The 19,009-nt window shown below is 71.6% G+C and carries 15 protein-coding genes and 1 tRNA gene; 7 read left to right on the top strand and 9 right to left on the bottom strand.

What is annotated here, in order from left to right:
* A complete protein-coding gene (locus ABKA17_RS31490) occupies positions 1-702 on the top strand; it encodes a FadR/GntR family transcriptional regulator (RefSeq protein ID WP_353695689.1) in 702 nt (233 codons plus the stop codon).
* A gap of 1 nt (position 703) precedes the next feature.
* Here the strand turns inward: ABKA17_RS31490 and ABKA17_RS31485 are convergent, their stop codons facing one another.
* The 5 genes from ABKA17_RS31485 to ABKA17_RS31465 form a co-directional block, all read right to left on the bottom strand.
* On the bottom strand, positions 704-1,081 hold the full coding sequence (locus ABKA17_RS31485; protein WP_353695688.1) for a YchJ family protein: 378 nt from the start codon (positions 1,079-1,081) through the stop codon (positions 704-706).
* A gap of 19 nt (positions 1,082-1,100) precedes the next feature.
* On the bottom strand, positions 1,101-2,444 hold the full coding sequence (locus tag ABKA17_RS31480; protein ID WP_353695687.1) for a M1 family metallopeptidase: 1,344 nt from the start codon (positions 2,442-2,444) through the stop codon (positions 1,101-1,103).
* Between the two features lie 74 nt (positions 2,445-2,518).
* Positions 2,519-6,370 carry a Pls/PosA family non-ribosomal peptide synthetase gene (locus tag ABKA17_RS31475; RefSeq protein WP_353695686.1) on the bottom strand — a complete coding sequence of 1,284 codons (3,852 nt, stop codon included), beginning with the start codon at positions 6,368-6,370 and terminating at the stop codon, positions 2,519-2,521.
* A gap of 264 nt (positions 6,371-6,634) precedes the next feature.
* On the bottom strand, positions 6,635-8,176 hold the full coding sequence (locus tag ABKA17_RS31470) for a pectate lyase family protein (protein ID WP_353695685.1): 1,542 nt from the start codon (positions 8,174-8,176) through the stop codon (positions 6,635-6,637).
* Between the two features lie 156 nt (positions 8,177-8,332).
* Positions 8,333-8,420: transfer RNA gene (locus ABKA17_RS31465), tRNA-Leu, on the bottom strand.
* A 187-nt stretch (positions 8,421-8,607) separates the two neighbouring features.
* Between ABKA17_RS31465 and ABKA17_RS31460 the strand changes: the two genes are divergently transcribed.
* The 3 genes from ABKA17_RS31460 to ABKA17_RS31450 all read left to right on the top strand — a co-directional run bounded on the left by ABKA17_RS31460 (position 8,608) and on the right by ABKA17_RS31450 (position 11,260).
* Positions 8,608-9,933 (top strand): M20/M25/M40 family metallo-hydrolase, encoded by a 1,326-nt coding sequence (locus ABKA17_RS31460; RefSeq protein ID WP_353695684.1) that lies wholly within the window; start codon positions 8,608-8,610, stop codon positions 9,931-9,933.
* A gap of 158 nt (positions 9,934-10,091) precedes the next feature.
* Positions 10,092-10,325, top strand: a complete 234-nt coding sequence (gene chpH / locus ABKA17_RS31455; RefSeq protein ID WP_046256631.1) for a chaplin ChpH — start codon at positions 10,092-10,094, stop codon at positions 10,323-10,325.
* A gap of 140 nt (positions 10,326-10,465) precedes the next feature.
* Positions 10,466-11,260 (top strand): chaplin, encoded by a 795-nt coding sequence (locus tag ABKA17_RS31450; RefSeq protein WP_353695683.1) that lies wholly within the window; start codon positions 10,466-10,468, stop codon positions 11,258-11,260.
* A 67-nt stretch (positions 11,261-11,327) separates the two neighbouring features.
* Here the strand turns inward: ABKA17_RS31450 and ABKA17_RS31445 are convergent, their stop codons facing one another.
* Positions 11,328-11,516 (bottom strand): DUF5703 family protein, encoded by a 189-nt coding sequence (locus ABKA17_RS31445; RefSeq protein WP_030053310.1) that lies wholly within the window; start codon positions 11,514-11,516, stop codon positions 11,328-11,330.
* A 47-nt stretch (positions 11,517-11,563) separates the two neighbouring features.
* Here ABKA17_RS31445 and ABKA17_RS31440 point away from each other — a divergent pair, with 47 nt between their 5' ends.
* The gene (locus ABKA17_RS31440; RefSeq protein WP_353695682.1) at positions 11,564-12,265 is read left to right on the top strand and encodes a hypothetical protein; all 702 of its coding nucleotides are present in this window, start codon (positions 11,564-11,566) and stop codon (positions 12,263-12,265) included.
* 193 nt (positions 12,266-12,458) lie between these two features.
* Here ABKA17_RS31440 and ABKA17_RS31435 read toward each other — a convergent pair whose 3' ends face one another.
* Entirely contained in the window at positions 12,459-14,726 is a 2,268-nt protein-coding gene (locus tag ABKA17_RS31435) for a helix-hairpin-helix domain-containing protein (protein WP_353695681.1), read from the bottom strand.
* The gene (locus ABKA17_RS31430) at positions 14,723-15,706 is read right to left on the bottom strand and encodes an aldo/keto reductase (RefSeq protein WP_353695680.1); all 984 of its coding nucleotides are present in this window, start codon (positions 15,704-15,706) and stop codon (positions 14,723-14,725) included. The genes ABKA17_RS31435 and ABKA17_RS31430 overlap by 4 nt, the downstream gene beginning before the upstream one ends.
* 178 nt (positions 15,707-15,884) lie before the next feature.
* Here ABKA17_RS31430 and ABKA17_RS31425 point away from each other — a divergent pair, with 178 nt between their 5' ends.
* Together ABKA17_RS31425 and ABKA17_RS31420 are read left to right on the top strand one after the other, a co-directional pair.
* A complete protein-coding gene (locus ABKA17_RS31425; RefSeq protein WP_353695679.1) occupies positions 15,885-16,940 on the top strand; it encodes an LLM class F420-dependent oxidoreductase in 1,056 nt (351 codons plus the stop codon).
* A gap of 235 nt (positions 16,941-17,175) precedes the next feature.
* Positions 17,176-17,964 (top strand): ferritin-like domain-containing protein, encoded by a 789-nt coding sequence (locus ABKA17_RS31420; RefSeq protein WP_353695678.1) that lies wholly within the window; start codon positions 17,176-17,178, stop codon positions 17,962-17,964.
* Between the two features lie 29 nt (positions 17,965-17,993).
* On the opposite strand, the gene corA is transcribed toward ABKA17_RS31420, so the two are convergent.
* A complete protein-coding gene (gene corA, locus ABKA17_RS31415) occupies positions 17,994-18,989 on the bottom strand; it encodes a magnesium/cobalt transporter CorA (RefSeq protein ID WP_353695677.1) in 996 nt (331 codons plus the stop codon).
* Positions 18,990-19,009 lie beyond the last annotated feature (20 nt).

The following is a 19,009-nucleotide window of genomic DNA, read 5'->3' as shown; positions in this document are numbered from 1 at the left end:
ATGAGCACATCGGGCCGGGGCCTGCACGGACAAGTACTGGAGACCCTCGGTCCCGCGATCACCGCGGGCGAGTACCCGCCGGGCAGCGTTCTGCGCACCGACGAACTGGCCCAGCAGTTCGACGTCTCCCGTTCGGTGATGCGCGAGGCGGTCCGGGTCCTGGAGTCCATGCACCTGGTCGAGTCCCGCCGCCGCGTGGGCGTGACGGTCCGCCCCGAGGCCGAGTGGAACGTCTACGACCCGCAGGTCATCCGCTGGCGCCTGGCCGGCGCGGACCGCCCCCGGCAGCTGCGCTCGCTGACGGTCCTGCGCTCGGCGATCGAGCCGGTCGCGGCGGGCCTGGCGGCCAAGTACGCCACGGCGGAGCAGTGCGCCCAGCTCACCGAGTGCGCGCTGGGCATGGTCGCCCACTCACGCGGCCACCAGCTGGAGGGCTATCTCGTCCACGACATGGCCTTCCACCGCGTCATCCTCACGGCCTCCGGCAACGAGATGTTCGCCCGCCTCGGAGACGTCGTCGCCGAGGTCCTCGCCGGCCGCACCCATCACGAGGTCATGTTCGAGGACCCCGACCCCGCGGCGGTCACCCTGCACGTCCAGGTCGCCGAGGCGGTCCGCGCGGGCGACGCGGTCCGCGCCGAGACCCTGACCCGCGAGATCACCGTGGGCGCGCTCCAGGAACTGGACATCCTGGCGCCCTGACTCACCCCTCGAGGAACTCCCCGTCCACGTACACCCAGGCCCCGTCCACCCGCTCGAACCGGCTCCGCTCGTGCAGCGAGCCGCCGCGGAAGGACGCCCGGAAGGTCACCGTCCCCACCGAGTGGAACGCCGAGCCGTCGCTCGTGCCGAGGATCTCCAGCCCGGTCCAGCGCGTACCGGAGTCCAGATCGAGCCGCGCGGGCCGGGTCCGGGGGTGCCAGGTGCGCAGCAGATAGGCACCGTCCTGCCGCACGAACGCGCAGTACCGGGACCGCATCAGCGCCTCGGCGGTCGGCGCGGCCGCTGAACCGGAGTGGAACCGGCCGCAGCACTTGTCGTAGGGCTCGGGCAGGCCGCAGGGGCAGGAACGCGTACTCATGGGAGGCATTCTCCCGGCCCTAGCCGGCCGCCCGCGTCACCGGCACCGGCAGCGGCGGCAGCGCCGTCCCGTGCACCCACGCCTGGAACACCTCGTCCAGCGGCTCGGTCGAGAAGCGGGAGGCGTGCGCGGTGAACGTCGTCGTGGTCACCGCGCCGTTGCGGTGCAGGCTCGCCCAGCCGCGCAGCATCCGGAAGAAGGCCACGTCGCCCATCGCGCAGCGCACCGCGTGCACGGTCAGTCCGCCCCGCTCGTAGAGCCGGTCGTCGAACATCGACTTGCGCCCCGGATCGGCCAGCTTGAGGTCCTGCGGCAGGGACGACAGCAACCGGTGCGCGGCGCCCGCGAGTTGCTGCGCCGTCCGCCCGCCCGACCGCTCCGACCACAGCCATTCGGCGTACTTCGCGAACCCCTCGTTCAGCCAGATGTGCCGCCAGTCCGCGATCGACACGCTGTTGCCGAACCACTGGTGCGCCAGCTCGTGCGCGACCAGCCGCTCCGAACCCCGCGCCCCGTCCACGTGGTTGGCGCCGAACAGCGACAACCCCTGTGCCTCGACGGGCACATCGAGCTCCTCCTCCGTCACCACGACCGCGTACTCGTCGAACGGATACGAGCCGAACAGCTCCTGGAAGAGGTCCATCATCTGCGGCTGGCGCGCGAAGTCCCGCGAGAACTGGGGGAGCAGGTGCGCCGGGATGTGCCCGTGCTGCGGCACCCCGCCGAGCCCCGGGTCGCCCAGCAGCACCGTCTGGTACTTGCCGATCGACAGCCCCACCAGATAACTGGACGTCGGTGCCGACTGCTCGTACACCCACGTCGTCGTCGACGCCTTCGTGGTCCGGGTCAGCAGCCGGCCACCCGCCACCACCGCGTACGCGGACGGCGTGGTGATCGAGATCTGGTACGAGGCCTTGTCCGCGGGCCGGTCGTTGCACGGGTACCAGGACGGCGCCCCGATCGGCTGGCTCGCCACCAGCGCCCCGTCCTCCAGCTCCTCCCAACCGAGCCCGCCCCACGGGCTGTTCACCGGCTTGGGGTTGCCCGCCCAGTGCACCTCGACCGTGAACGCGGCCCCGGGCCGCACCGGCTTCGCGGGGCGGATCCGCAGCTTGCCACCGCGGTGCGTGTAGTGCGGCTGACGGCCGTCCACCCGCACCCGCCCGACCCTGAAGTCGGCGAGGTTCAGGAAGAACTCGCTCAGCGGCGACCGTCCCGCTATGGCGTTGATCCGGGCCGTGCCCGACAGCCGGTTCGGGCCCGGGCGGTAGTCCAGCGCGAGCTCGTACCGGTGCACCCGGTACCGCGCGTCACCGTTCTCCGGGAAATACGGGTCCGAACCCGCCGACTGCTGAACCGCCACCGCTGTGTCTACTCCCTGCGCCATATCGCCACTCCGCTCCGGTGCACCGCCCTCCCGTACCGAGTGGCCCGCGCTCAGGGACGCCATGCCTCGATCGGGTTGCCGAGCCAACGGGTGTCGTCCGGAACGGACTCCGCGGCCATGACGAGCGACGCGGGACCCAGGGTCGTCCGGGCCCCGATCATGCTGCCGGGCAGCACGATCCCGCCAGGACCCAGCGTCGCGCCCTCACGGAGGACCACAGTATCCGTCCGCAAGATCCGGTCGTGGAAGAGGTGCGTCTGGAGCACACAGCCCCGGTTCACGGTGGCCGCGTCCTCCAGGGTCACCAGATCGGTCTCCGGCAGCCAGTAGCTCTCCACCCAGACGCCCTTGCCGACCCGCGCCCCGAGCCCCCGCAGCCACGCCGTCATCAGCGGCGTACCGGGCACCGAACCGGCCAGCCACGGCACCGCAACGACCTCGACGAACGTGTCCGCGAGCTCGTTGCGCCACACGAAGGAGCTCCACAGCGGATGCTCCCCGCTGCGGTGCCGCCCGACGAGCAGCCACTTCGCCACGACGGAGACCAGTCCGGCCACGGCGCCCGCCACGAGCAGCACCAGGCCCGACAGCGCCCACGCCCAGACCCCCAGCGCACACAGCGCGGCCACCGTCAGCACCCCGATCGCCGCCGAGCAGAACACCGGCACGATCCGGCACAGCTCCACCAGACCGCGCGCCCACAGCAGCCGCGCCGGCGGGTCGTACGTCCGGCTCTGGTCGCCGTCGGCGGCCGCCCGGGGCAGCTTCACCGGCGGCAGCCCCAGATACGAGCTGCCCTTCTTCGCCTTCTTCGGCGTCGCCGACAGCACCCCGACCAGCCCGCCGTCCGGCACGGACCGCCCCGGCGCGGTCATCCCCGAGTTCCCGAGGAACGCCCGCCGCCCGATCTCGGCCCGCCCGATCCGCATCCAGCCACCACCGAGCTCGTACGGCGCGGTGAGCGTGTCGTCGGCCAGGAACGCGCCCTCGCCGACCGTCGTCAGGCTCGGCAGCGCGAGCACCGTCGACACCTCGGCGCCCCGCCCGATCCGCATCCCGAGCAGCCGCAGCCACACCGGCGTGACCAGCCCGGCGTACAGCGGGAACAGGGTCTCGCGCGAGCGGTCCATCAGCTGGGTGACGGTCCAGGCCTGCCAGCCGACCCGGCTGTGGGTCGGGTACGTGCCCTCACCGAGCCCCAGGCTCAGCAGCCGTACGGAGATCAGCAGCAGCACTGCGTAGGCCAGTCCGAACGCCAGCGTCGCCGGTACGAGCGCGAGCAGGGCGCCCTGGAGCGGCCGGCCCGGCGTGAAGAACTCCCGGCCGACCAGGAACGCGGCCACCCCGGCGAGCACCGGCAGCGCGGAGAGCGCGAAGCCCGTCACGCCGTACATCACCCGCCAGTACGTGCCCTTGCGCGGCCGCTCCTTGGGCCAGTTCCGCTTGGCCTTGCCCAGCTTGACCGCGGGCGCGCCCGCCCAGCGCTGACCGGTGGGGATCTGCCCGGTGACCGCCGAGCCCGGCGCCACCTCGGCCCGCTTGCCGACCCGCGCGCCCGGGAAGAGCATGCTGCGCGTGCCGACGACCGCGTGCGCACCGACCTTGACCTGCCCGACCTCAAGCCGGTCGCCGTCCAGCCACCAGCCGGAGAGGTCCACCTCGGACTCCACGGCCGCGCCCCGGCCCAGCTTGAGCATGCCGGTCACCGGCGGCAGCGAGTGCAGGTCCACGTCCGGACCGACCTTGGCGCCCAGCGCCCGCGCGTACCGCTCCAGCCACGACCCGGTCAGCGAGGTCGCCCCGCTGAACTCCGCCAGCCGCTCGGCCGCCCACAGCCGCAGATGCACGCTCCCACCGCGCGGATAGCGACCGGGCTGCACCCCCTTGAGCAGCAGCCGCGCCCCGCCCGCCGCGATCGCGAGCCGCCCGGGCGGACTGAACAGCACCAGCGCCGCCGCGCCGACGAGCCACCAGGAGGCGCTCGGCAGCCAGGCGTACGGCAGGACGTTGCCCAGCGCGGCCAGCACCACCGTCCAGCGCAGCCCGAGCAGCGTGAACAGGGGGATCATGGCGAGGAGTTGGATCACCTGGGCACGCACCGGCACCGGAGCGACGACCCGCGCGGAACCGTCGCCCTGCGCGGACTCCTCAAGCCGCCGGGCCAACTTCCGCAGCACGGGCTGCTGGTAGATGTCGAGGACGGCCGCACTCGGGTAGCGGGCGCGCAGCCGCGTGGTCAGCTGGGCGGCGGCGAGACTGCTGCCGCCGATGGCGAAGAAGTCGTCGCGCGCGCTCGACACGGGGATGCCGAGCACCTCGCTCCACTGCTCGGCGAGCCAGGCCTCGGTGCCGTACAACTGCTCGGCGGGACCGGCGGTTTCGAGACCCTCCAGCGGCCAGGGCAGGGCGTTGCGGTCCACCTTGCCGCTGGTCCGGGTGGGCAGTTCGTCGACCGGCGCGAGCAACGGCACCAGGGCGGCGGGCAGTTCGGCACGCAGCTTCTCGACAGCGGTCGCGTGGTCCCAGCCGTCCTGCGTCACGACGTATCCGACGAGCAGCTGGTTGCCGCTGCGGGCGGTGCGCACGGCGGCGGCCGCTCCGGCGACACCGGGCAGCGCCTGGAGCGCGGCATCGACCTCACCCAGCTCGATCCGCCGCCCGCCGAGCTTGATCTGCTCGTCGGCCCGCCCGAGGAAGACCAGCCCCTCCGGCTCCGCCTTGACGAGGTCACCGCTGCGGTACGCCCGCTCCCAGCCCAGCGACTCGAGCGGCGCGTACTTCTCCGCGTCCTTCTCGGCGTCCAGATACCGCGCAAGGCCGACCCCGCCGATCACCAGCTGCCCGCTGCCGCCCATGGGCACCGGCTCCCCGGCCTCGTCGACGACGGCCAGCTCCCAGCCGTCCAGCGGCAGCCCGATCCGGATCGGCTCCTCACCGGACATGAGCGAGGCACAGGCCACCACGGTCGCCTCGGTCGGCCCGTACGTGTTCCAGACCTCCCGCCCCTCGGTCACCAGCCGCTGCGCCAGCTCCGGCGGACAGGCCTCACCACCGAAGATCAGCAGCCGAACGTCATTGAGGGTCTCCGGCTCCCAGAGCGCGGCGAGCGTCGGCACCGTGGAGACGACGGTGATCTCCTGCTCCACCAGCCAGGGCCCCAGATCGGCCCCGCTGCGGACCTGCGACCGGGGCACCGGCACCAGACAGGCCCCGTAGCGCCACGCCAGCCACATCTCCTCGCAGGACGCGTCGAAGGCGACCGACAGCCCCGCCATGACCCTGTCACCCGGACCTATGGGCTCGTCCGTGAGGAACAGCGCGGCCTCGGCGTCCACGAACGCGGCGGCGCTGCGATGGCTCACGGCGACGCCCTTGGGCTTGCCGGTGGAACCGGAGGTGAAGATGATCCAGGCGTCGTGCTCGACACCGGGCCGGGCGGCGGGAACCTCGCTGCGCCCGGTCACCGTCAGCTCGTGCCCGGCCCCGACGACGGCCCGTACCTCCGCCTCCCCGAACACCAGCTCGGCCCGCTCGTCCGGGTCCTCGGCGTCCACCGGAACATAGGCGGCACCTGCGGCGAGCACGGCGAGGATCGCGACGTAGAGGTCATTGGTGCCGGAGGGGACACGGACCCCCACCCGGTCGCCCAGGCCGACTCCGGCCCCGGCGAGCCGCTGCCGCAGCCGCTCCACCTCGACGGCCAGCGCGCGGTAGGTCAAGGACGTCGTTCCGTCGTCGAGAGCCGGCTCGTCCGGGTGCGACCGTACGGACGCGTCGAAGATGTCGACGAGCGTGCGCGGAGAGGCCGCGGACCCCCCGGAGAAACGTGCCGTATCACCGAACCGCTCGCGGATCTCGTCCTCGAGCAGGCCGAGAGCGCTGCCCTCGTGTATGGCTGCCATCGGTCCTCGCGTCTCGATCCCGGAGGCCTCCGGGGCGCTGGCGGGCCCGCAGGTCTGCCTGGGGTTGTCCGGCTACAGCTCGTAACAAGCCGGAAATTTTAGTACGACGCTAGGTTCGGGCTCCTTGAACGGCCACCGGGCAGGCCCGTTCGGGTGGCTCCCCGAACGGGCCTCGTGCCGTCTGACCTGCTGATCTTCACTGAGAGCGAGACATGTCCCACATTGGGCAAGAACCCTGTGAGTGACCGGCGTTCGACGCTTTGTTCACTGGGCGTATGTCTCGAGTTCGGCTATTTGCGGTGTGCCGTTCGCACCGGTGATCGAGAAAGTGAGCTTCTTCAGCGAGGTCTGCGGGAAGGTGATCGTGCCCGCTCCGCTGCCGGACTTCAGGACCGCGCCGGTGTCGCCGTTGAGGACCTGCCAGGAGCCGATGCGGCCGGCGGCGGACGAGGTCTCCTTGACGACGATCCTCGAGACGCCGGTGGCGGAGCCCCACTTGATCGAGACATGGCCGGTGGAGCCGCTCGGCGACCAGTACGTGCTCGCGTCACCGTCCCGGACATTGCCGTAACTCGTGCCGTCGGCCTTGCTGGAGCCGTCGGATCCGGCGCCGATGCTGAGGTTGGTGCCGGCGGGCGCGGTGGGGGTCGCCGTAGGCGTTGTGGTCGCGGTCGGCGTCGCGGTCGGCGTGGGTGTCGTCGCCGTGCAGTTGCCGTCCGACACCGCGAGGCCCGTGCCCGCGCCCGCCGTCCTCGCCACGATGGCGGGGACGCAGGAGGCCTGGTCGAGCGGGTACGCGTACGGGATGCTCACCGAGGTGTTGGAGACCGGGTTCGGACCGGCGGGGTGGTTCTCCTCGCCCTCGCTCGACCAGGTCACATTGTCGAAGACGTTGCCGCCGACCTGCCAGGAGCCCAACTCGTCGGTGTAGAAGGTGCCGAGGACGTCCTTGGAGTCCTCGAAGTAGTTGTTGTCCACTCTCGCTCTGGCGCCCGCCCGGGAGTTGATGCCGGACTCGTTCAGGCTCACGTAGTGGTTGTTGTACATGTGGGCCGTCCCGCCGCGCAGCAGGGGAGCGCGGGAGTCGATGTTCTCGTACCGGTTGTGGTGGAAGGTGACGTACCCGTTCGTCAGGTCGCTCTCGCTGGAACCGATGAGACCGCCGCGCCCCGAGTTGCGCAGCACGCTGTACGACAGGGTCACGTACTGCGTGTTGTCCTTCATGTCGAACAGGCCGTCGTAGCCCTCCGATTCGCCGCCCGAGGCGATCAGGGTGGCGTGGTCGACCCAGACGTTGCGCACATCGCTCTCCATGCCGATGGCGTCACCGCCGTTGGAGGTGGGCGAGCCCGACTTCTTGACGTTCTGGACCTTCACGTTCTGGATGACGATGTTGCTCGACTGGCGGATGTGGATGCCGAGTTGGTCGAAGACGGCACCGCTGCCCACACCGACGAGCGTGACGTTGCTGATCTGCTTGAGCTCGATCACACCGGCGGCCGTGTTGCAGCTGTCGCCCGAGACCTTCGCGGTGTTGCCGTGGTTGATCGTCCCCTCGACCTCGATGACGATCGGCGTGCTGCTGCTGGCCCGGCCGCACAGGGCCTGGTGAATCTGTGTGCCGGTGGTGGCCCGTACGGTCGTCCCGCCCGCGCCGCCGGTGGTCCCGCCGTTCTGGGTCGCGTAACCGGTGGCGGCCGCCGTGGCCGCCGAGGCCTCCGGCATCACCAGTACCGCGCCGGTCGCGACCGCCAGGCCCAGCCCGGCCATCGCGGCGTACAGCCTTGGTGCACGTGCTCGTCTCATCCGCTTCGTCCCTGTTCGTCCCTGAATAAGGGGTGCTGGATGGTGCAGTGTCAGGGAGTGGTGACCGCGGAGGGCCGCGAAGTGGCCGACTCGGCGGGGGAGATTTCGCAGAGGTGCGGGAAAAGCAAAAAACCCCTGATCAACAGGGGTTTCAGCTGGTGTCCGAGGGGGGACTTGAACCCCCACGCCCGATAAAGGGCACTAGCACCTCAAGCTAGCGCGTCTGCCATTCCGCCACCCGGACAAGGTGTCTGTCGTGCGGGGTTTCCCCCGCGGCGACAGAGGAAACATTACCAGGCTTTCGAGGTGCCCCGATCACCCCCTCGCCCCGGCGTGAACGCCGTGTGACGGGCCGGGTCCGGTCTTGGGCGCGGCCCGCCGGAGAGAGAGGATGAGGGGAACCACCAGCAGTGACAGCGGGAGGAACCACCGTGAGCGGGACGGACACGACCAGGCACGTCACCGGCGAGGACGAGGTCGTGGACCTCTGCCGCGAGCTCATCCAGATCGACACCAGCAACTACGGCGACCACTCCGGCCCTGGCGAGCGCAAGGCGGCCGAATACGTCGCCGAGAAGCTCGCCGAGGTGGGTCTCGAACCGCAGATCTTCGAATCGCACCAGGGCCGCGCCTCCACGGTCGCCCGTATCGAGGGCGAGGACCCCTCCAGGCCGGCCCTCCTCATCCACGGGCACACCGACGTCGTACCGGCCAACGCGGCGGACTGGACCCACCACCCCTTCTCCGGCGAGGTCGCCGACGGGTGCGTGTGGGGGCGGGGCGCGGTCGACATGAAGGACATGGACGCGATGACCCTCGCGGTCGTCCGCGACCGGCTGCGCAGCGGCCGCAAGCCCCCGCGCGACATCGTCCTCGCCTTCCTCGCCGACGAGGAGGCGGGAGGCACCTACGGCGCCCGGCACCTCGTGGACAAGCACCCCGGCCTCTTCGAGGGCGTCACCGAGGCGATCGGCGAGGTCGGCGGGTTCTCCTTCACCGTCAACGAGAACCTGCGGCTGTACCTGGTGGAGACCGCCCAGAAGGGCATGCACTGGATGCGGCTGACCGTGGACGGCACCGCGGGCCACGGTTCGATGACCAACAACGACAACGCCATCACCGAGCTCTGCGAGGCCGTCGGCAGGCTCGGGCGGCACAAGTGGCCGGTGCGGGTCACCAAGACGGTGCGGTCCTTCCTGGACGAGCTCTCCGACGCGCTCGGCACCGAACTGGACCCCGAGAACATGGACGAGACCCTCGCCAAGCTCGGCGGCATCGCCAAGATGGTCGGCGCGACGCTGCGGAACTCGGCGGCGCCCACCATGCTCGGCGCCGGCTACAAGGTCAACGTCATCCCCGGCCAGGCCACCGCCCACGTCGACGGGCGCTTCCTGCCCGGCTACGAGGAGGAGTTCCTCGCCGACCTCGACCGCATCCTCGGCCCGCGGGTGCGCCGCGAGGACGTGCACGGCGACAAGGCGCTGGAGACCGACTTCGACGGCAAGCTCGTCGACGCCATGCAGGTCGCCCTGAGCGCCGAGGACCCGATCGCCCGCGCCGTGCCCTACATGCTCTCCGGCGGCACCGACGCCAAGTCCTTCGACGACCTCGGCATCCGTTGCTTCGGCTTCGCGCCCCTGCAGCTGCCGCCGGAGCTCGACTTCGCCGGGATGTTCCACGGCATCGACGAGCGCGTGCCGGTGGAGGGGCTCAAGTTCGGTGTGCGGGTGCTCGACCGGTTCATCGACGCGTCCTGACAGCGGTAAGCCGGGAATTGACGCCGGTATTCGACAGCCCGTGCGGAAGCGAATGAGAAGGGTGAATGGACTCATAGGCTCGTAGCTTCATTACTCCCTCCTCGTTACAGGTGATGCGATCGGCAACACGAGATCGCTTTTGCCAACAAGGAGGAATAATGATCAAGAAGGTCGTCGCCGCTGCGGCTGCCACTGGTGGCCTCGTTCTCGCGGGTGCGGGCCTCGCCGTCGCCGACTCCGGCGCCCAGGGTGCCGCTGTGCACTCCCCGGGTGTCCTGTCCGGCAACGTCGTTCAGGTGCCGGTGCACATCCCGGTGAACGTCTGCGGCAACACGGTCTCCGTGATCGGGCTGCTGAACCCCGCCTTCGGCAACACCTGCATCAACAAGTGACGCCGACCCCCGGAGGGACATTCCTCTGAGGGGCGTTTACACGACCGTCGGCCTCGGAGCGCGCGCCATGCGCTCCGGGGCCGACCGGTCTTTTCACGAGGATTGCAGGTCGGAATCCAAAAGGCAGGGGGAATTCAGGAATGCGACAGGTGACCCGCAAGGGCCTGATGACGGTGGCCGCCGCGACCGGGGTGATCGCCGCCGCGGGAGGCGCCGCCCACGCGGACTCGGCCGCGAGCGGATCGAGCTCGAACTCGCCCGGCGTGCTGTCGGGCAACACGGTGCAGGCGCCGGTGCACGCGCCGGTGAACGTGTGCGGCAACACGGTCGACGTGGTCGGGGTGCTCAACCCGGCGATGGGCAACAAGTGCGCCAACCAGAGCGGATCGTCCGGCGGATACGGCGACGACGGCGGGTACGGGGGTGGCTCCGGCGGCAGCGGCTCGTCGTCCGGCGGGCACGCCAGTGACTCACCGGGCGTCGGCTCGGGCAACCACGTCGAGGCGCCGGTGCACGTCCCGGTGAACGTCTGCGGCAACAGCGTCGACATCATCGGCATCGGCAACCCCACCACGGGCAACGACTGCGGCTACGGCGGTGACGCGGGCGGCGGGAACCCCGGCACGCCTCCCGGCGGCGACCACCAGACGCCGCCCCCCGGCGGCCCCGACCAGCCGAACAACCCGGGCACCCCCGGCAACCCCGTGGAACCGGGCACCCCCGGGACCCCGGGCACGCCGCCCGCCACGGGCGGCGAGACGCCTGGCTCGCCCGGTGGCAACCACCCCGGTGGGCAGACGGTCACCCAGCCGCACGGCGACGCCCAGCTCGCCAGCACCGGCAGTGACCTGCCGCTCGGCCTCGCCCTACCGGCCGGAGCGGGCGCGCTGCTGGCGGGCGCGGTGCTGTACCGCAAGGCACGCGCCTCTGCGTAGCAGGGACCGCGTGAAACGGAGCGGGCCCCGCCGACGCGGGGCCCGCTCCGTTTCTCATGCCCTCATCTCACCAGGTGGCGCGTACCTGGCGGATGATCCTGCGGCGCAGCCGCACCTTGCGGCTTCCGTCACGCAGCAGGCTCAGGCGGTCCAATTCCCAGTGTCCGTACTCGGCATGGTCCGTCAGCAGACGTGTGGCGTCCTTGCGGGAGACCCCGCGCGGTACGTACACGTCGACAAATTCGTATTCCGGCATCGCATCTATTGTGCGGGCTGGGGCCCGGTACGGATAGCGTCTGCACTATGTCTGATGCTGTGCAGCCCACCGCTGCCGAGGTACGCGCCGCCGCCGAGGCGGTCAAGACCGCGCTCGACCGCCACCTGGCCGCGGTCGAGCGCCGGTCGGGGGAGGACGACCCGGCCGTCTACGAAGCGTTCAACGAACTCGCCGCGGCCGCCGAGGTGTACGACGAGCTGCTCTACGACCGCTACGACGAGGTCACGCCCTTCGAGATCCCCGGCACCGAGGAACTGCCTCCTTACGCGGGCCCCGAGGAGCCGCACGCCGTGAGTGTGCTGATCCGCCGTGACTACGCGGTGGCCGAGCCGCAGCGGCTGCTGGCCCAGGCCCAGCGGGTCGAGGCGGCGGACTACGAGGACGGCGCGGAGGCCTCCGGCACCGTGCACGGAGCGTTGGGCATCCTGTTCGGAGAGTTCGAGCCGGACGAGATCGCCTCCCGGCACAAGGAGTTCGGCCTGGAGGAGGGCGACTCCACGCTGTGGGTGACCGCGGCGGACGAGCAGACGGATCCCGGGGAATGGCTGGACGGGCCGTTCGAGCAGGTGGACCCGCAACGGGTGGTCTGCCGTTTCGACGTCAGCGCGGTGTTCGACGACGAACTCGACGGCACCGACGACCCTGACGACACCGAGGACGAGCTGGACGACATCGACACGGAACTGGACGAGGACGAGGATCTGGAGCCCTTGGACGCGGAACGCTAGCGCTGGGCCCGGACGGCGGCGGTCACGGAGGGATTCCGTGGCCGCCGCCGTCGGCGTGTGCGGGGCGTGTTCGGTGCGTCCGCGCTGTGGGTCTTGCGGCCGGTGGGCGACCGCGGGTGGTCGGGGGCTTGTCGCGCGGTTCCCCGCGCCCCTGGGTGGGTGACCCCGCCGCGGATTCCGAAGCGCCGGCGCGTCAGCCAGAGGTCGGCACCTGCGGGGCGAGCAGTACCGGGAGGCGAGTGGTGCGTGGCTTTGCCTGGATCTCGGCCACGGCCCTCGGCAGGGCCTGGTCCGCGCCGTGGACCACGGAGAGGTGGCGGGCCGCCCGGCCGAAGGCCGTGTAGACCCAGGGGCGGCTGAGGGCCTGGGCGGCGTCTCCCGGCAGCACCACGACCACCGCCGGCCAGCGACCGCCCGCCGCCTGGTGTGCCGTCAGCGCCCAGCCGTGGCGTACGGACTGCTCGACCCGCTCCTTCGGTACGACGACGTCCTCGCCGGCGCACGACAGGTGCAGGCCCTCCGCGTCGGCCTTCAGCACCTGGCCCGGCAGGGTACGGCCCGGCGTGGGGGAGTAGGCGACGCGATCGCCCGGGTCGAAACCGCCGAAGCGGCCGGGACCGGGGTTGAGACGCTCCTTGAGGGCCGCGTTGAGAGCTCGGGTGCCCGCCGCGCCGCCGTGCCCCGGCGTGATCACCTGGGTCTCCTCGGCCGGGATGCCGATCGCCCGGGGCACCGAGTCGGCGACCAGCTGCACGGTCCGGTGCACGGCCTCGCCCGCGTCCCGCACCGGCACGATCACGACCTCCTTGCCGGGAGCCTCGACCTGGTTCAGCTCGCCGATGCCGATCCCGGAGACCAGCTCACCGAGGGGTCCCGGGTCCGGGCGCCGGGAGGCGACCTGGGGACAGATCCGCGCCGCGAGCAGGTCGCCGAACACCCGTCCCGGCCCCGCCGACCACAGCACCCCCGGATCCCCGGCCAGCACCAGCCGGGCCCCGTCCGGCAACGACTCCGTCAGCAGCGCCGCCGTCTCCACGTCCAGCTGAGGTGCGTCGAGGACGACGAGAAGGTCCAGGTCGAGAGCCCCCTCGGCGTCCCGGCCGGGGCCCTCGACGCCGGAGAGGAGCCCGGCGACAGTGGTGACCGTGGCCGCGGAGGCCGACGCCGCGAACCGGTCCCGGCCCAGTGGACCGTGGGCCGCCGCCCAGGCCCGCAGCCCGAGCTCGCCGGCCGCGCCCAGCAGGGCCGCAGGTTCCGCCAGGGACGCCTCGCCACCGGTGTGCAGGACCAGGCCGTTGCCCGCCACCGCGCGGATCAGCTCACCGGCGGAACCCTGTGCGGCATCGGCGGCACGCTCCCAGTCCTCGGCCGAACCGTCCTGCTTCGGTACGGAGTTGATCAGCCGGGCCAGTCCGTCGGCGAGGCTCTCCTCGGCGAGCGCGTACCGCTCCAGACCGACCAGGACACGGACCGGGCGCTCCTCACCCTCCTCGGGCTCCGGGGCCCGAGGGTCGAGGGCGTCCTGGAAGACCAGCGCCTCGGCCTCCGCGAGGGTGCTCTGTACCGCCGTGTCGGCGTCCGGCACGCCCTGCTTGCCCAGCGCGGTGACGAGCGTGGGCAGTTCGAGAGCCGTGTGACCGGCCACGGCCGCCTGCTCCAGCAGCCAGACGGTCACCGCCCGGCCCCGCCGCTCGTCGTCCGGAGCGCACTCCGGGCCGAGCAGCGCCCGCGCGAACCCGTCGGCCTGCTCGGGCCGTACACCGGGGACCCGCAGCAACTGCCAGGGATCCTCGCGCAGTTGCTCGGCGGCGCCTTCTCCGAGGGCCGTGGCGATCTGCGGGACGAGGGAGTCCGGGGCACCGCCGTCGGACAGGACGCGGCGGACGGACTCGAGGGTCTGCGCCGCGGGCGCCGCGGGTGCGTCGGCCGCCATCGGCTGGGGGCGCCGGGCGGGCTCGGGCGCGGGGCGGCGCGGTGCCTCGGGCTCGGCGAAGACGTTCGCCACCGGCTTGGCCCCGCTCTCGACGGCCCGCACGGCGGCCAGCAGATCGGCGGCCGTCCCACTGAGCTTGGTGCCGGCCGCGACGGGCCCCTGCCGCTCGGCCTTCCGCCGGGCGATCCGCTCCCGCTCGAGCTTCTGCGCCGCGAGCTCGGCCTGCGCCTCGGACAGCTGGGCCGCGGCTTCACCGTCGCCCGTGGCCGGGGTGGTCTCCTCGCCGTCGGTCGCGGAAGTCCCGCCCTGGCCCGCGCTGTCGGCCTCGTCTTCGCTCGCGGCCTGGGCCTCGTCGGAGTCGGGCTCGGTGTCGGTGTCGTCGGCCGTCCCGTTCCCGTCGGCTTCGACCACCGTGCCACCGGCTCCGGCCTCCGCGACCGGCGTGCCCTCGGCCTTCTCGGTCGACGCCTCCGCGGTCGACGCCACCTCGGGCTCGGTCTCCTCCGTGGGCTCCGGCTCCGTGCTCACAGCGTGCTCCAGTCGTGATCGGGATAGCGGTGCACGGGCGCCGACACATCGTCGAGGGCCCGGCAGATCTCGTCAGGAAGACTAAGGGCCTCCACTGACAATGCCGCCGTGAGCTGGTGCGCGTTGCGCGCGCCGACGATGGGCGCGGCCACGCCGGGCCGGTCGCGGACCCAGGCGAGGGCCACCTGGAGCGGGGTCACGGCGAGTCCGTCGGCCGCCGTCTGGACGGCGTCCACGATGCGGCTCGCCGTGTCGTCGAGGTACGGCGCGACGAAGGGGGCGAGGTGTTCGGAGGCGCCGCGGGAGTCGGCCGGGGTGCCGCCCCGGTACTTGCCCGTCAGCACCCCGCGGCCCAGCGGGGAGGAGGGGAGCAGCCCGATGCCCAGGTCCAGCGCGGCGGGCAGCACCTCGCGCTCCACGCCACGCTGGAGCAGGGAGTACTCCAGCTGGGTCGCGGCCAGCCGGGTCCGGGTCCCCGGGGCCGCCTGCTGCCAGGTCGCGGCCTTGGCGAGCTGCCAGCCGCAGAAGTTGGAGACGGCGGCATAGCGCGCCCGCCCGCTGCTGACCGCGAGGTCGAGCGCCTGGAGGGTCTCCTCCAGCGGGGTCTCGGGGTCGTAGGCGTGGATGTGCCACACGTCGACGTAGTCCGTGCCGAGCCGGGCGAGTGAGGCGTCCAGCGCGGAGAGCAGATGGCCGCGCGAGCCGTCGAAGCGCCGGTCCGGGTCGGGCACGCTGCCGGCCTTGGTCGAGATGACCAGGTCGCGGCGCGGGATCAGGCCTTCTATGAGACGGCCGAGCAGATACTCGGACTCTCCGTCGCCGTACACGTCCGCGGTGTCGACGAGGGTCCCGCCCGCCTCCCAGAACGTCTTCAAGAGGTCCGCGGCGTCGAGCTCGTCGGTGTCCCTGCCCCAGGTGAGGGTGCCGAGTCCGATACGGGACACGCGCAGGCCGGTGCGGCCGAGATGCCTCTGCTCCATGAACGCCGACATTACTGGCCTGAACCAGCGGTGTGGGGGCCTGTGGACAACCAGTTTCCCGGACCGACACACGCGTTCATGTGGGCCGAAGAACACGACCGCGAGCTGCCCCGATCCGCATGCCCCGCGCTAAGGTCGGGAAACCAGGGACGTTACTGATGGGTAAGGGGAATCGGCCATGCAGCTCGGCATCAACCTCGGCTACTGGGGCGCCGGAATGGACGGCGACAATCTCGCCGTCGCCCAGGAGGCGGACCGACTCGGGTACGCCGTGTGCTGGGCCGCCGAGGCCTACGGGTCCGACGCGGCCACCGTGCTCAGCTGGGTGGCGGCGCAGACCGAACGCATCGACGTCGGCTCGGCCATCTTCCAGATCCCGGCCCGCCAGCCGGCCATGACCGCGATGACCGCCGCCACCCTCGACTCCCTCTCCGGCGGCCGCTTCCGCCTCGGCCTCGGCGTCTCCGGACCGCAGGTCTCCGAGGGCTGGTACGGCGTCAAGTTCGACAAGCCGCTGGCACGCACGCGTGAGTACGTCGAGATCGTCCGTAAGGCGATGACGCGCGAGCGCCTGTCGTACGAGGGGCAGCACTGGACGCTGCCGCTGCCCGGCGGCCCGGGCAAGCCGCTCAAGCTGACCGTGCACCCGGAGCGCGAGCACATCCCGCTCTACATCGCCGCGATCGGGCCGAAGAACCTCGAGCAGACCGGTGAGATCGCCGACGGCGCCCTCCTCATCTTCCCGTCCGCCGAGCACCTCGAGGAGACGACGCTCAAGCACCTGCGCGCCGGACGCGAGAAGGCCGGCAAGACCCTCGACGGGTTCGACGTCCACCCCACGCTCCCGCTCGCCCTCGGCGACGACAAGGACGTGGCCACGCTCGCCGACACCTTCCGCCCCTACACCGCGCTGTACGTCGGCGGCATGGGTAGCGCCAAGCAGAACTTCTACAACCAGCTGGCCCAGCGCATGGGTTACGAGGCGGCGGCCGCCGAGGTGCAGGAGAAGTACCTCTCCGGCGACAAGCAGGGCGCCGCGGCCGCCATCCCGCACGACCTGATCGACAAGACGACGCTGCTGGGCTCCGTGGACCGCATCGCGGACCGGATGAAGGAGTACGCGGCGGCCGGTGTCACCACGCTGAGCCTCGCGCCCGCGGGCTTCACGCTCGACGAGCGGATCGCCGCGCTGCGCGCCGGGTCCGAGTCCCTGGAGCGGGCCGGACTGGCGTAACGCGCGCGGGGAACCGGCGGAGATTTCCGCGGCCGTGGTGGGGGCTCGGGGGTCTTCCCCGCCACGGCCGTCACGCGGAACAACGCGCCCGCGCCCGTGCGGTTACGCCCCCGTCGTGATCCGAGGGGTCCTCCTTTTGGCGGAGTTGTCCGACACAGCTGTTGCAGCACCTCTCGCGCCGCATTTGACTCGTTCTTTGCGGAGTGCCGCGGAGTCCCGCAGAGAGGTGCCCACGATGCTTTCGGCCAAGAGTCTGTTCCAGGAGATCCTCGACAACGACGAGTCCTTCCGCCTGTTCTGCTCCATCGCGGCCGGCGGGGAGTCGCAGGGCGGCTGGGAGAACGCCCGCATCGCCGCGCTCGTCCCGGACAGCGAGCGCGCCCTCGCCCCCAAGATCACCCGGCATGGCGCGGACGAGGACAAGCACGGGCGGATCTTCAACGCCCTGATGAAGAAGCGTGGCCTCGAACCCGTCCCCGTACCGCCCGACACCGACTACACGATGCTCCTGGAGCGCGGCGGTATCGGGCTCTCCCACGACAAACTCAAGGCCGACCAGTCCCTGACCGTGCGGGACATCGTCACCTACCTCTCCCACAGCCGGGTCACCGAACAGCGCGCCTCCGAGCAGATGGAGCTGCTGCGCAGGCACTTCGCCGACCACCCCGACCTCGGCCGCGCGGTGAAGATGATCTCCCACGACGAGGACAACCACCTCGCCTACTGCCACGAGGAGTTGCTGCGGTTCGCGTACGCGGGCCATGGCCGGGACATCCAGCGGACGCTGCGGGAGTGCGCGCTCGCCGAGATCCGGGTCTACCGGGACGTCAGCCTCGCGGTCATGGCCCACATGGGCCGCATCCTGGGCTGGTCGACGGCGAAGTCGGCCGTCCTCGCGGCGGGCATCCACGGGGTGTACGCCTATGAACGCGCCGTGGGCTGGCGCCGGATGGTCTCCCTGAGGATGCCGGAGCGGCGCGACGCACTCGGCGGACCGGCCCCCTCGGCCCCCGAGTTCGCCTGAACCCCGCGACCGCGTCCTGAGCCGGGGCGCTACAGCCAGCCCCGGCTCTTGAACAGTCGGTACAGCAGGACCTCCAGGACGGCCATGAGCGCGACCACCGCCGGATACGACCACACCCAATGCAGCTCCGGCATGTGCTCGAAGTTCATCCCGTAGATCCCCGCGATCATCGTGGGGACCGCGGCCATGGCCGCCCACGCGGAGATCTTCCGCATGTCGTCGTTCTGCCGGACGCTCATCTGCGCCAGGTGCGCCGACAGGATGTCCGACACCAGCCGGTCCAGGCCCTCCACCGACTCGTTCACGCGCGTGAGGTGGTCGTTGACGTCCCGGAAGAACGGCCGCGCCTTCTCGTTCACGAACGGCACCCCCGAGCCGAACTGACCGACGGCGGCCAGCCGGGTCAGCGGCAGCGCCAGCGGGCCGGTGGCCCGGCGGAACTCCAGGATCTGCCGTTTGAAGGTGTAGATCCGGGACGCGGTGTGGCGCGAGCCGCCGCCGTCCGGTGAGAAGACCTCCGTCTCCAGCTCCTCCAGGTCCGTCTGGAGTTCCGTCGCCACGTCCAGGTAGTGGTCGACGACGGCGTCGGAGATGGCGTACAGCACCGCCGTGGGGCCCTTGCCGAGCAACTGCGGCTCCTGCTCCAGGCGCTGCCGCACGGCCTTCAGCGGGGAGCCCTCGCCGTGCCGGACGGTCACCACGAAGGAGTCGCCGAGGAAGAGCATGACCTCGCCGGTGGAGACCTGGTCGCTGTCCGGCTCGTAGACGACCGGCTTGAGGACCAGGAAGAGCGAGTCGTCGTAGACCTCCAGCTTGGGCCGCTGGTGGGCCTTCAGGGCGTCCTCGACCGCCAGCGGGTGCAGCCCGAACTCCCGGGTGACGAGGTCGAACTCCCTCTCCGACGGCTCGTGCAGCCCGATCCAGACGAACCCGCCCGCCGCCCGCGCCGCGTCCAGCGCGTCCGACAGGTCCTCGGGGCCGTCCGTGCGGTGCCCGTCGTGATAGATGGCACAGTCGACGATCACGGTGCGTATTCTCCCGCCAC

The organism is Streptomyces sp. RG80 (genome assembly GCF_040446465.1).
In the GTDB taxonomy this organism is placed as follows: domain Bacteria; phylum Actinomycetota; class Actinomycetes; order Streptomycetales; family Streptomycetaceae; genus Streptomyces.
This window is presented reverse-complemented; position numbering and strand designations above follow the sequence as displayed.

Excerpts from the sequence above, each read along its gene's own strand:
- ABKA17_RS31490 (WP_353695689.1), top strand. The coding sequence starts at position 1 with ATGAGCACATCGGGCCGGGGCCTGCACGGACAAGTACTGGAGACCCTC.
- ABKA17_RS31485 (WP_353695688.1), bottom strand. The coding sequence starts at position 1,081 with ATGAGTACGCGTTCCTGCCCCTGCGGCCTGCCCGAGCCCTACGACAAG.
- ABKA17_RS31475 (WP_353695686.1), bottom strand. The coding sequence starts at position 6,370 with ATGGCAGCCATACACGAGGGCAGCGCTCTCGGCCTGCTCGAGGACGAG.
- ABKA17_RS31470 (WP_353695685.1), bottom strand. The coding sequence starts at position 8,176 with ATGAGACGAGCACGTGCACCAAGGCTGTACGCCGCGATGGCCGGGCTG.
- chpH (WP_046256631.1), top strand. The coding sequence starts at position 10,092 with ATGATCAAGAAGGTCGTCGCCGCTGCGGCTGCCACTGGTGGCCTCGTT.
- ABKA17_RS31450 (WP_353695683.1), top strand. The coding sequence starts at position 10,466 with ATGCGACAGGTGACCCGCAAGGGCCTGATGACGGTGGCCGCCGCGACC.
- ABKA17_RS31445 (WP_030053310.1), bottom strand. The coding sequence starts at position 11,516 with ATGCCGGAATACGAATTTGTCGACGTGTACGTACCGCGCGGGGTCTCC.
- ABKA17_RS31440 (WP_353695682.1), top strand. The coding sequence starts at position 11,564 with ATGTCTGATGCTGTGCAGCCCACCGCTGCCGAGGTACGCGCCGCCGCC.
- ABKA17_RS31430 (WP_353695680.1), bottom strand. The coding sequence starts at position 15,706 with ATGGAGCAGAGGCATCTCGGCCGCACCGGCCTGCGCGTGTCCCGTATC.
- ABKA17_RS31425 (WP_353695679.1), top strand. The coding sequence starts at position 15,885 with ATGCAGCTCGGCATCAACCTCGGCTACTGGGGCGCCGGAATGGACGGC.
- ABKA17_RS31420 (WP_353695678.1), top strand. The coding sequence starts at position 17,176 with ATGCTTTCGGCCAAGAGTCTGTTCCAGGAGATCCTCGACAACGACGAG.